Annotated in this window: 9 protein-coding genes and 1 other RNA gene; 7 read left to right on the top strand and 3 right to left on the bottom strand. The window is 66.1% G+C overall.

Going from position 1 to position 12,871, the window contains the following annotated elements:
• Window positions 1-63: 63 nt before the first annotated feature.
• Window positions 64-139: non-coding RNA, sX9 sRNA (locus tag HG421_RS14355), on the top strand.
• Between the two features lie 184 nt (window positions 140-323).
• Here HG421_RS14355 and HG421_RS14350 read toward each other — a convergent pair.
• Entirely contained in the window at window positions 324-941 is a 618-nt protein-coding gene (locus HG421_RS14350) for an HAD-IA family hydrolase (protein WP_169706946.1), read from the bottom strand.
• A 297-nt stretch (window positions 942-1,238) separates the two neighbouring features.
• Here HG421_RS14350 and HG421_RS14345 point away from each other — a divergent pair, with 297 nt between their 5' ends.
• The 6 genes from HG421_RS14345 (at window position 1,239) to azu (ending at window position 8,080) form a co-directional block, all read left to right on the top strand.
• Window positions 1,239-3,521 carry a TonB-dependent receptor gene (locus HG421_RS14345; RefSeq protein WP_211161856.1) on the top strand — a complete coding sequence of 761 codons (2,283 nt, stop codon included), beginning with the start codon at window positions 1,239-1,241 and terminating at the stop codon, window positions 3,519-3,521.
• Window positions 3,522-3,660: 139 nt separating this feature from the next.
• A complete protein-coding gene (locus HG421_RS14340; protein WP_169708208.1) occupies window positions 3,661-5,244 on the top strand; it encodes a flavin monoamine oxidase family protein in 1,584 nt (527 codons plus the stop codon).
• Window positions 5,241-5,666, top strand: coding sequence for a c-type cytochrome (locus tag HG421_RS14335; RefSeq protein WP_169706944.1), 426 nt, complete (start codon window positions 5,241-5,243; stop codon window positions 5,664-5,666). Before HG421_RS14340 ends, HG421_RS14335 begins: the two co-directional genes overlap by 4 nt.
• 23 nt (window positions 5,667-5,689) lie before the next feature.
• Window positions 5,690-6,193, top strand: a complete 504-nt coding sequence (locus HG421_RS14330; RefSeq protein ID WP_169706943.1) for a RidA family protein — start codon at window positions 5,690-5,692, stop codon at window positions 6,191-6,193.
• A 30-nt stretch (window positions 6,194-6,223) separates the two neighbouring features.
• On the top strand, window positions 6,224-7,426 hold the full coding sequence (locus HG421_RS14325) for a pyridoxal phosphate-dependent aminotransferase (RefSeq protein WP_169706942.1): 1,203 nt from the start codon (window positions 6,224-6,226) through the stop codon (window positions 7,424-7,426).
• Between the two features lie 204 nt (window positions 7,427-7,630).
• The gene (azu, locus tag HG421_RS14320; RefSeq protein WP_169706941.1) at window positions 7,631-8,080 is read left to right on the top strand and encodes an azurin; all 450 of its coding nucleotides are present in this window, start codon (window positions 7,631-7,633) and stop codon (window positions 8,078-8,080) included.
• A gap of 143 nt (window positions 8,081-8,223) precedes the next feature.
• Here azu and HG421_RS14315 read toward each other — a convergent pair whose 3' ends face one another.
• On the bottom strand, window positions 8,224-10,992 hold the full coding sequence (locus tag HG421_RS14315; protein WP_169706940.1) for a LuxR C-terminal-related transcriptional regulator: 2,769 nt from the start codon (window positions 10,990-10,992) through the stop codon (window positions 8,224-8,226).
• 404 nt (window positions 10,993-11,396) lie between these two features.
• On the bottom strand, window positions 11,397-12,686 hold the full coding sequence (gene hemL / locus HG421_RS14310) for a glutamate-1-semialdehyde 2,1-aminomutase (RefSeq protein ID WP_169706939.1): 1,290 nt from the start codon (window positions 12,684-12,686) through the stop codon (window positions 11,397-11,399).
• Between the last annotated feature and the right edge of the window lie 185 nt (window positions 12,687-12,871).

Raw genomic sequence — 12,871 nt, 5'->3', positions numbered from 1 at the left:
AAGAGCGGCTAACAAACCGACTGCGCAGCCATCAGGCGGGCGTGGTCGGTGCTCGGAATCGGCATGTACCACTCGTACACTCCGGTTCCTGCGCGCCGCCCACACCCACCTGACGACTGCTCGCCACGTTTTGTTAGCCGCTCTAAGCTCGCTGCTGTGGGTTGCTTGTCTTCCGCCGTACCCTCACCCCAACCCCTCTCCCGAGGGGAGAGGGGCTGAAGGCATCGCTGTGGTGTCTGGTGGCGCGCACTGATCGTCGGAGCTGCATGCAGTACCGCCGTTCGCTGCGGTTTGCGGCGCTTCCGATTCCCGAATCCCGACACTTACCCCAAACCGTGACGTTGCAACACCCGCCGTAACGCGCGGGCGTCGCGCACCGTGTCGGCGTGCAGGCCGGCCGCGCGTGCGCCGCGCACGTTGACGAACAGGTCGTCGACAAACAGTGTGCGCTCGGCGCGTTCGCCGAGCTGCGCAAGCGCGCGCTCATACACCTGTAACGCTGGTTTGCGGCCGCCGAGTGCGCCGCTGCATAGCACGCGGCCCTGCAAGAGCGGGAACAGCGGCGGCACGATCCGCTCGATCGCGTCCGTCATCAGCGGGCCGTTGTTGGTGAGCACCGCCACCGCCGTGGTCGCCGACACCACCAGCACCTGTGCCACGACCGATGGGTCGGCGCGGCAGGCGGCGACGCGGGCCGCGACCCAGGTGGCGCGATCGATCGTGTGCCCGAGCCCCTGACTCAACTGCGCCAGATACGTCTGCGTGTCGATCGTGCCGGCATCGTAGGCGCGCTCCAGGCCCTGCACGAACAACACCTCGTGCACCCGCTGCGGTGCGCAGCCCGCTGCCGCCGCAAGCGCGGCCAGGCGCCGCGGCCGCGCGTAGTGTGCGAGCACGCCATCGAAATCGAGCAACAGCAAAGACGGTAGTGCGGGCGGCATAGGCATGCTTGTGCAGTGGCTGCGCAGCGTTGTCGATTCGTGGCGGCATGGCAAGCGCGCAAGACCTGCTATGACCGAAACCGCGCAGGTAGGTCGCCGGCAGACCTATTCAGAGTTTTGAATTCGGTAGGAACCTACCCGCCCGCGCCGACCCTACCCTCCGCACCGCGGTTACGGCGGAACTGTGCTGGTTATGGTCGATGCATGCCGCATTTGCGGTGTCAGCCGGTCTCGGGGGAGCGCCCGGTCACTCAGCACGCTACACGTCTCCAGGGGTTTGATTGCATGCGAAAGTGCCTGAATACCGATCACCTGGCGGCCTCGGTCGCCACCATCCTCAACACCACCCGCTCGCGCCACACGCTGGCGTCGATGGCCTTGCTGCTGGCCGGCGCACACAGCCTGCCCGCCGTGGCGCAGGACGCGCGCACGCTGGATGCGGTCAGCGTGGTGGGCACCGGCTCCACCCGCACCACTGCCTCCATTTCGATGGATGAGATCCAGGCGCAGGTGCCTGGCGTGGCACCGCAACAACTGCTGGCCAGCCTGCCCGGCGTGAACGTGCAGACCACCGACCCGTTCGGGCTGTACGAGTTCGGCGATTCGATGACCATCCGCGGGTTTTCCGCCAACCAGATCGGTGTGACCCTGGACGGCATCCCGATCGAGACCTTCGACACCCGCGAAGGTGGTCCGATCACCCGCTACGTCTCCAGCGAGAACCTGCTCGACGTCACCGTGTCGGCCGGCTCGGGCGATGTCACCCAGCCGTCGTACCACGCACTCGGCGGTGCGATCCGCTACACCAGTCTTCCGCCCAAGGGTGGCGATACCTGGAGCGGCAATCTCACCCAGACCATCGGCTCGGACGATCTCGTGCGCAGTTTTGTCCGTCTGGATACGCCGCAGTGGTGGGACGGTGGTCCCAGTGCCTATGTTTCAGCATCGCGCACGCAGGGCGGGGTGTGGGACATGGAGCCGGCCACGCAAAAGAGCGATCACTTCGAAGCCAAGATCCGCCAGGCCTGGGACGTGGGCCACCTGACCCTGGGCTGGATCTACAACAACCGCAAGGATTACGACGTGCAGTCGTACAACTCCGACGGTTCGGTCGCATGGGATCTGCACGAGCGCATCACCGGCAACCCGGAAGTGGATGCCGAGCATTACAGCGAATGGCAGAACGGCCGCCGCGATTCGCTGCTCAGCCTGCACGGCGATTTCCTGTTCAACGACGCCATCGGCGTCAGCTTCACCGGCTACTACGAAAACAAGCACGGTTACGGCGTCGGCGGCACGCCGCCGAGTACCGCCACCGGCTTGTACAACGATGCCATCGCCGGCACCCCCGGGCGTACCGATATCGCCATCAACGACCCGCAGATCGTCGATGCCAATGGCAACGTCACCAATATCGGTGCGATGACCCGGCGCGAAGAAATCATGGGCGGCGACCGGTATGGCATCACCGGTGCGGTGTCGTGGGAGACAGAGCACAACAAGCTGGAGGTGGGCGCCTGGTACGAAAACTACGACTTCGACCAGGTGCGCCCGCTGTACAACCTGGACCCGGCCACCGGCGCGCTGCTCAAGGGCTCGCTGCCGATCGTCGTCTACTACGACAACCACTTCTCCACCGAAGTGAAGCAGCTCTACATCAAGGACACGCTGCGCCTGCTGGACGACCGGCTGACCATGGAGTTCGGTGCCAAGGGCCTGGACGTCAAACGCGACTACAACGGCATCGCCAATCTGGACGATTTCAACATCAGTGTGCGGCGCAATGTGACCATCAAGAACAGCGACTGGTTCCAGCCCCAGGTCGGCGCCAGCTTCCAGCTCGCCGAGGGCGTGCAGGTATTTGCCAACTACGCGGAAAATTTCAGCTCCGCACCGCGTCTGGCATTGACCTCCGGTGCCTTCAATCCGGACATCGCGCCGGAAGAATCCACCAACATCGATATCGGCATCCGCGCCGAATCCACGCAGTGGAGTGGCTACATCGCGGCCTACAAGATCGATTACGAGAACCGCATCATCGCGCTCACCGACCCGGACCCGCTGGTAGTGGCCCCCACCGTCTACGCCAACGTCGGCGACGTGCAGACCTACGGTGCGGAAGTCTCCGGCATGTGGAAACCGGCGCCGGGCTGGCGGCTGGGTGCGTCGCTGACCTGGAACACATCCGAATTCCAGGACAACTACTTCGGCCCGGTCAGCGGCAATTTGGTGCGGGTGGAAGGCAATGAAGTGCCGGATGCGCCGAAGGTGATGTTCAGCCTCAACGGCGGTTGGGAAGGCGAGCACTTCTTCGCCAACCTCGACACCAAATACACCGGCAAGCGCTACGGCGACACGCTCAATACCGACCAGGTGGATGCCACCTTCATCGTCAACGGCAGCGTCGGGTATCAAGGCAGCGATGCCGGCTTTCTTGCCGGTGGGCGGCTGCAATTGTCGGTCTACAACCTGTTCGACAAGGACGATGCGATCGGGGCGGTGTTTCCCAACGAGAGTTCCGGCTCGTACCAGCTGATCGCACCGCGCCAGCTGTTCGCCAGTCTGTCCTACCGCTTCTGATGGCTCCGCTGCGCGCGGTGTTGCCGATGACCGCAGGCGGGATGCGCCGTCGCGCCGCGCGCGGCCAGGACGTTGAGTTGGCTTCTGTTCCACTATCTGCAGGGGACGTGCGTTGACGCAAGGCAATCACACTGGGGCGATGACGCGGCGGCAATTGCTGGCGCGCATCGGCATGACCGCTGGCGGGGCCATGATGTATCAGGCAATGAGCAGTCTGGGCATGGCTGCCGAGTCCACCTACACCGGGCCGCTGCAACTGGATGGCGATGCGAAGGGTGCCTCGGTGCTGGTGCTGGGCGCCGGCCTTGCAGGCATGACCGCCGCCTTCGAATTGCGCAAGGCGGGCTATCGCGTGCAGCTGCTGGAATACAACGCGCGCCCCGGTGGGCGTAACTGGACCTTGCGCGGTGGCGACCGCTACACCGAACTCGGTGGCGCCACCCAGCAGTGCCAGTTCGACGACGGTCATTATCTCAATCCCGGGCCATGGCGTATTCCGCATCATCACCGGGCGGTGTTGAGCTACTGCAAGCAGTTCGGCGTGGCGCTGGAAGCCTTCAACCAGGTGAACTACAACGCCCTGCTGCACAGTCAGCACGGCTTCGGCGGCAAGCCACAGCGCTTTCGCGCCATCGATGCCGACTACAAGGGGCATGTGTCCGAGCTGCTGGCCAAGTGCACGCAACAGCATGCGCTGGACACGCTGGTCAGCAACGAGGACCAGCAGATCCTGCTCGAATCGCTGCGTACCTGGGGCGCGCTGGATCAGACCTTCGGCTACGTCAAAGGCAAGGACAGCAGCGAGCGGCGCGGCTTTGCGCGCTATCCCGGCGGTGGGTTGTCGGGCAAGCCGGAATTCTCCCAGCCCTTCAGCGTGCAGGACGTATTGCGCTCGCGGCTGTGGACCACGCTGGCGGCCGGCAACAACTACGAGATGCAGACCACCATGTTTCAGCCGGTCGGTGGCATGGACCAGATCGGCAAGGCATTTGCGCGCCAGCTCGGCGATGCCATCACCTACAACGCCAAGGTCACCAGGATCGACCAGGATGGCCACGGCGTGCGGGTGTCCTGGCAGGACGCGGTACGCGGCGGAGAGGAGCGCATCGCCAGTGCGGACTGGTGCATCTGCACGATTCCGCTGTCGGTGCTGAGCCGCATTCCGGTCACCGCCAGCGATGCGATGACCACCGCCATCGGCAAGGTACCGTATGCGGCATCGGTGAAGGTGGGGCTGCAGTTCAAGCGCCGCTTCTGGGAGGAGGACGAGGCGATCTACGGCGGCATCAGCTACACCGATCTGCCGATCACCTTGATCAGCTATCCCAGCACCGGTTATCACAGCCCGGGCAAGGGCGTGCTGCTCGGTGCCTATGTGTGGGGGCTGGATGCCTACCAGTTCACCTCGATGAGCCCGCAGGAGCGCGTGCGCAAGGCGGTCGAATATGGCACGCAACTGCATCCGCAGTATCCGCGCGAATTCGAAACCGGTATTGCGGTCGGTTGGCATCGCGTACCGTTCACCCATGGCTGTTTCGGCATGTGGACCGAGCAGGCCCGCGCCGAGCATTACGCACCGCTGTGCCAGATCGATGGCCGTCTGGCATTGGCCGGCGAGCATGTGTCCTACATCCCGGCCTGGCAGGAGGGCGCGATCCTGTCCGCGCACGATGTCGTGGGCCGGCTGCATCGCACCGTCATTGCCGCAGGAGCCCGCGCATGAGCTGGTTGCCACGCACGCTGGTTGTCACCGTCGCGTTCGTCATCGGCACGTTGCTGCTTCCACCCGGCATGCGCAGCGCACGCGCGCAGAGTTCCGATGCCACGGTGCTGTATCCGCAGAAGGGTTTCGCCACCGCGTCCGGCGAGCACGTCTATCGCGCGGTGTGCCAGGGCTGTCACATGCCGGCCGGTACCGGTGCGCAAGGCGCGGGCGAGTACCCGGCGCTGGCCGATAATCCCAAGCTGGCAGCTGCGCCCTACGTCACCATGATGGTGCTCGACGGCCACGCGGGCATGCCGGGATTTGGCGACATGCTCACAGACCGCCAGGTGGCCGAAGTGGTGAGCTATGTGCGCACCCATTTCGGCAACGACCATGCCGGGCGCGTGACTGTCGACGACGTCAAGCTGCTGCGCCACTGACCTTTCCCTGCCAAGGAGTTGCCATGTCCCGTCCCATTCTATTTGCCGTCACCGCTGCCGCACTGTGGTGCGCAATTCCGACCGCCGCGCACGCTGCCGATGTCATCCGCCACAAGATTCCCAACAGCGATTTTCCGATTGCCGCCGCGGTGGAGATTCCTGCCGGCAAGGCCACTGTGTACGTCAGCGGCAAGGTGCCGGCGGTGGTGGATGCGAGCGCACCGAAAGATTCGCCTGCCGCCTATGGCGATACCAGGGCGCAGACGGTCAGCGTGTTGAAGCAGATCCAGGACCAGCTGAAATCGCTCGGATTGGGCATGGGCGATGTGGTGAAGATGCAGGTGTTTCTGGTCGGCGATCCGGCGATGGGCGGCAAGATGGATTTCAACGGGTTCATGGAGGGCTACCGGCAGTTCTTCGGCACCAAGGAACAGCCCAACCTGCCGGCGCGCTCGGCGTTCCAGATCGCTGCATTGGGCAACCCGCTGTATCGGGTGGAGATCGAAGTGGTGGCCGTACGTCCCTGAGCTGGTGTCGTTGTCTTGCCGGAGAAGCGCATGAAAACCGCCGTGTCGCGTCGCAGATTCCTGCGTGATTCCGCCCTGTTCGCTGGCGCCGCCGGAACTGGTGCACTACCGCTGCTTGCCAGTGCCGCCGAACGTACCACCGCCATCACGCCACCAACCGCCGGTGCCTCGTCGCCGGTGATGATCGGCTCCAACGAATATCCGGACGGGCCATGCCCGGCGGCGATAAAGGCGATCACGCAGATCGCTCCGCACGGCGGGCGCTATCTGCGTGAGGTGCAACTGGAGCTGATGACCACGCTGGCAGCCGAACTCAGGTTGCCGGTGGATCACCTGATGGCTTATGCCGGCTCCACCGAGCCGCTGGATTACACGATGCTGGCGTTTACCTCGCCTGGCGCGGCGTTGGTGACGGCCGATCCCACCTACGAGTCGGGTTGGCGCGCGGCCACGCGCAATGGCGCCAAGCTGATCAAGGTTCCGCTGCGCAAGGATTTTTCGCATGACGTGCAAGCCATGTGCAGTGCCGATGCGCATGCCGGCGTCATCTACATCTGCAATCCCAACAACCCCACCGGTTCGGTGACCGCGCGCGAGGATCTGGACTACGCCCTGGCGCACAAGCCCAAGGGCAGCGTGCTGGTGGTGGACGAGGCCTATATCCACTTCGCGCAGAGCACCCGCAGCGTGGTGGACATGGTGGCGGCGGGCGAAGACGTGGTGGTGCTGCGCACCTTCTCCAAGCTCTACGGCATGGCCGGCATCCGCCTGGGCTACGCCGCGGCACGGCCGGAGTTGTTGACCAAGCTGATGTTCTACAGCGTCAACAGCCTGCCGGTGACGGCAGCCGCTGCCGGGCTGGCCAGCCTGCGCGACACCGCATTGGTGCCGCAACGGCGCGCCCGCACCGCGGCCACGCGCGAGGATGTGATCGGGTTCCTGCGCGCGCAGGGCTACGCCTGCACCGCATCGGAGAGCAATTGCTTCATGGTCGATGTGAAGCAACCGGCGGCCGGCTTCAAGGACGCCATGGCCAGCTTCGGCGTGTTCATCGGACGCAGCTGGCCGGTGTGGCCAACCTGGTCGCGCATCACCGTGGGCACACCCGAGGAGATGGCGCGCTTCAAGCAGGCTTTCGTGCAGGTGATGGCCGGCAAGCGCGGCACGTTCCAGGCGCCGCAGCTGGCGTCGGCCACGGACGCGCACATGGATGCCTTCTTCCGTCATGCCTGATGCAGACGGTTGCGCCACGCCTGCAGGGTCGTGGCGAGGTGTGGCGGCGACACGCGGCACCGGTCATCGCCTGTGCAGTGCGATAGCGGCCCATCGATGGTTCTGTTGACCTCGACAAGGCGTTACCCTGAAAGCGCCGACGCTGTGCGCGCAGCGATGGTTGCCTTGGATGCGTGGTGTATTTCTTATTGCAGGAGTCATGCCTTGAAACTGTTTTCGACGATTGCGGCACTGGGCTTGCTGGCGCTGGCGCCTTCGGCCTGGGCAAAGACCTGTGCGGTGACCATCACCGGCAACGACCAGATGAAGTTCGACCAGAGCGCCATCACCATCGCGCCGGACTGCACGCAGGTGGACGTGACGCTCACGCATTCCGGCAAGATGGCCGCCACCGTGATGGGGCATAACTGGGTGCTGACCAGGACCGCCGATTTCCAGCCGATCGCCAATGCCGGCGTGCGGTCCACCCTTGCCGACAGCTATCTGCCCAAGGCCGATGCGCGCGTGATCGCGCATACCAAGGTCATCGGCGGCGGGCAGAGCACCACGGTGAGCTTTGCCACCAGCAAGTTGACCAAGGGCGGGGCGTATACGTTCTTCTGCTCCTTCCCCGGGCACTGGGCAATGATGAAGGGCACGCTGAGCTTCGGCTGATGGTGTCGCGGGGCGGCGTGCCTCTGCAGTGTGTGCGTTACCGGGGCATCGCCCTGAACGTTGCCTGCAGCAGTCACGCGCTGCAAGCGTAGGCGCCGCGGTCCGCGAAAGCGGCAGGTGAGTACCGCCAGGTGCCCGGCCACTCAGCGGGGCGCATTCTCTGCTTGCTGCGGATCCTGGCCACGCAACACGCCCCGTTGCTGAGCCTGCGCCAGCGCACCCTCGCGGCTGCGCGCGTCGAGCTTGCGATACAGGTTCTTGAGGTGGAACTTGACGGTGTTCTCCGACAGGTGCAGGTGGCGGGCGATCTGCTTGTTGGAGTATCCGCGCGCCAGCTGCGCCAGCACTTCCAGTTCGCGCTCGCTGAACATGTCGCTGGCCGGGTCCTCGTCGCCGCTGAGCCGTTCGAGCAAGGCCTGGATGGTCAATGCACGCGTGGTGCCGCCAACGGTGTGGGGGTCGTGCTGGCGCAGCGAACGCAGCATCGCCTTGGCCGGCAGGCCCAGTTCGACGATGGCCTGCCAGCTTTGGGTCAGCGCTACGTGATCCAGTGCGCTGTACAGCGGTGGCAGTGCCTCACGCAGTTCGCCGCGCTGCTGCAGCACCAGTGCGATGCGCGCACGGGTGCGCGCGAGGTGGCAGGCATTGTCGTTGCTCAGACAGGCGTGCTCGATCTGGCCAAGAATGCTCAGCGCCGCACTGCTGCGCCCGGCCAGCCGATGCCAGCGCGCCAGTGCAAAACCCATTGCGGCGCGGTCGCGCCAGCGGTGCGCGGCGCGCAAGGTGTGGGCCAAGCCGGATTCGCCGCCGGTGCGGGCAATCAGCAGGTCGATGGCCGGCGTGCCGGGGTGCTCCAGCAGCACCATCAATCGCCACGCAGCAGCCAGTTCGGACAGCCGCGCCAGCTTGCGCCCGTGGGCGATCTGTTCGATGTGGTCGAGCAACCCCAGCGCACTGCGCCCGCTGCGATCGCGCAGCCGTTCCAGGCCCAGTGCGGTGTCGTAGGCAGCGGCCAGGACATCGGCGCTGCCATCGTGTTGCTCGAGCAGTTCCAGCGCCGGATGCAGCAGGTCGGCCGCATCGTCGTGGTGGCCACGTTCGTAGTGCAGCTGCGCCAGCAGGCAATGGGCTGCTGCTTCCAGCACGCGGTCAAGTTGCGGTTGGCGCGCGCAGCACTGCAGGGCTTGCTGATAACAGGCTTCGGCATCGCCGAGCTGGCCGCGGTAGAACAGGCTCTGCCCCAGCGACAGCAGCGCCTGGCTGGCACCGAGATCGCTGCCGCCGCGGCGCATGGCATCGCGTGCGGCCAGTGCATGGCGCTCGGCAACGGCAAAGGCGCCTTGTGCAAGCGCGGTGTTGGCGCAGATGCACAGCAGCATGCCGCGGCCCAGGTGGTCGTCTTCGTCAAGCGCGCCGGCCTGCGCGGCGATCTGGCTAAGGCCGTGTGGATTGCCGCAGATTTCATCCAGGCGGTCGCGCAGCAGCGCCACCACCACGGTGTAGTCGCGTTGCTGCGGCTCGCGCAGTGCGGCCGGGAAATCGCGGAAGCGCTCCAGCAGCAGGCGTGCGTGGCCGAATTCGCCGAGTTTGAGGTGCAGGTGCGCCTGGGTGAGATTGAGCGCCGGGGTGTCGCGGATGGTGCGGTGGTCGAAGTGGCGCAACAACCCGCGCACCGCCTGCGTGCCCTGCGTCAGCAGCAATTGCCAGGTGCCGGCGCGGGCGATGTAGCTGGCGGCCAGGTCGCCGCACTCGCCACGCGCGGCATGCCGTACCGCATCGGCCAGATGCTGGTGCTCGCCAAACCAGCGCGCCGCGCGTTGGTGCAGGTGTATGGCCTGGCCGGGATGCTCGCGGTCGAGCAGTTGCTGCAGGAAGTCGGCAAACAGCGGGTGATAGCGGAACCATTCGCGCTCGCCGTCCAGCGGCACCAGCAGGCCATGGAAATGTTCCAGGCGCGCCAGCAGGCGGCCGCTGTCCTGGCGCTGGCGCAGTGCATCGGCAAGCGACGCATTGATGCGTTCCAGGTGGCTGGTACGCAGCAACAGGTCGCGCGTGTCCGCATCCAGATCGTTGACGACCTGTTCGGCCAGGTAGGCGGCGATCTGCGCGCTGCGGCCGGAGAAGCGCGCCGTCACTTGCTGCTGGCGTTGCGCATCGCCTTCCAGCCAGAGCCGGGCCAGATGCAAGGCCACCGGCCAGCCTTCGGTGTAGCGCAGCAAGGCATCCACCACCGGTGCAGGGATCTGCGGTCCCAGCAACGCGCGTGCTTCGCCTGGGTCCAGTGCCAGTTGCGCGCTGCCAAGGCGGCTGAGGTGCGCCTGCAGATCCAGGCGCGCCAGCGGCAGTGCCGGGATGCGGCGGGTGGCCAGCAACAGATGCAGCCGGCCGCCGCCGTGTTCGATCAACCGCAGCACCAGTTCATCGACCGATGCGCTGCCGATGCGGTCGTAGTCGTCGAGAATCACGCTGATCGGGCGCGGTGCGTTGCGCAAGGCGCGGATCAACAGGGTGACGGCATTGCGTGGGTCCTGATCGCGGCCGTGCAGCACGCGGGCGCACAGTGCGGCATCGGCACCGGCGTGCTGCACGGCCAGGGCAAGATGGCCGAGGAAGCGCGTGGCATCGGCGTCCTCCTCATCCAGCGACAGCCACGCCACGGCCATGTGCGGGCTTGCCTGCAGATGGGCATGCCATTGCGCCAGCACGGTGGTCTTGCCGAAGCCGGGCGGCGCCAGCAGCAGGGTAAGCGGGCGTGCCTGCGCTCGATCCAGGGTGCTGAGCAGTGCCTCGCGCAGCACCGCACCCGGGCGCGGTGATGGCGGCTCCAGCTTGCCGGCAAGCAGCCAGTCGGGAAGAGGGTGGTCGCGCAACGGTGACGGGCGCGGAGTGAGCAACGCAACAGGCTTGAGCATGAGGCGAGGGCGGCCGTGGCAAGCGTCGGCAGCGCGCCGGCTCGATGCGCTGCACGACGGAATGAAACAGCGGCGACGGCCAGCCAGTCACGGCGAAGGCGACAACGGCGGATCGGCTGCTTCGAGGGTCCCCACCCATGCCCGTCCGTGAGCACCTTTCAGAAAGGTATGACATCCACAAGACAAAAGCAAAGGCGTTTGGTCGCCTATCGCCGCTATCGCGGCAATCGACGAGGCCGGTTGTGCGCTGAGTCAAGCAATGCGCGCTGCAGGAGCGAAGGTCGATAGCGAGGGGAAGATGGACAGGCGTATCGGTACCGAAGTAGCGATGCAGGCAGGCGGTGGTTGAGCACGCGCCTGCCTGGTGCGCTGGGGCACATGAGCCGCGATTGAGAAGGCGCGCCTCAGCGCGCCACGTCGGCAAAGGCCTCGCGCGCGGCCGCCAGGGTGGCGTCGATCACCGCCGCATCGTGCGCGCTGGACATGAAGCCGGCTTCGTACGCCGACGGCGCCAGATACACGCCCCGCTGCAGCATCGCGTGGAAGAAGCGGTTGAAGGTGGTGATGTCGCAGGCAGTGGCCTGGGCGTAGCTCTCCACGATCTCGTCGGTGAAGAACACCCCGAACATGCCGCCCACCTGGTTGGTGGTGACCGCAATGCCGGCCGCACGCGCGGCATCTTCCAGCCCCTCGCACAACGCGCTGGTGGCCTCGCTCAGGCGAGCATGGAAGCCCGGCGCCTGCACAAGCTCCAGCATCGCCAGGCCCGCGGCCATGGCCACCGGGTTGCCCGACAAGGTGCCGGCCTGGTAGATCGGCCCGGCCGGGGCAATCTGCTCCATCAGCTCGCGACGGCCGCCATACGCGCCCACCGGCATGCCGCCGCCGATGATCTTGCCAAAGGTGGTGAGGTCCGGCGTCACCCCGTACAGCGCCTGCGCCCCGCCCAGGGCGACGCGGAAACCGGTCATCACCTCGTCGAAGATCAGCAGCGCGCCATGCCGCGTGCACAGCGTGCGCAGATGCTGCAGATAGCCGGCCAGCGGCGGAATGCAGTTGGCGTTGCCCACCACCGGTTCGATGATCACCGCCGCCACATCGGCGCCGATCTCGTCGAATAGGGCGGTCGCGCCTTCGAAATCGTTGAAGCTGAGCGTGGCAGTCAGCTCGCTCAGGCCCGCCGGCACGCCCGGCGAGGTGGGCACGCCCAGGGTCAGCATGCCGCTGCCGGCCTTGACCAGGAACGAGTCGCCGTGGCCGTGATAGCAGCCTTCGAACTTGATGATGCGGTTACGCCCGGTGGCGCCGCGTGCCAGGCGCACCGCCGACAGCGTGGCCTCGGTGCCGGAATTGACCATGCGCACCATCTCGCACGACGGCACCAGCCGGGTGATGGTGTCGGCCATGGTCACCTCGGCCGCGCACGGCGCACCGAACGACAGCCCATCGCGGACGGCGCGTTCCACCGCTTCGCGCACCGCCGGGTGGTTGTGGCCGGCGATCATCGGGCCCCATGAGCCCACGTAGTCGATGTAGCGGTTGTCGTCGACGTCGTAAAGATAAGGGCCGTCGGCGCGCGCCACGAAGAACGGCTCGCCTCCCACCGACTTGAACGCCCGGACCGGTGAGTTGACGCCGCCGGGCAGCAGGGTCTGCGCCTGGGCGAACAGGGCGTGGGAGCGGGTGTGGTTCATGCGCGCAGATCCTTGAGGAATTCCGTTGGGAGGCATCGATGCCCGGTGGTGGGCATCGCGTACGCCATTGTCAGGCCTGCAGCCTCGCGCGCCTACCCGGCAGAGGCCCGCCTACCCGTTGGAGCCGGCGGGTAGGGCAACCCGGCTGCCTATGATCGAACGCAATGGTCTCGACGTTTGGGCAT

It is taken from the genome of Xanthomonas campestris pv. badrii, from assembly GCF_012848175.1.
Taxonomy (GTDB): domain Bacteria; phylum Pseudomonadota; class Gammaproteobacteria; order Xanthomonadales; family Xanthomonadaceae; genus Xanthomonas; species Xanthomonas campestris_C.
This window is presented reverse-complemented; position numbering and strand designations above follow the sequence as displayed.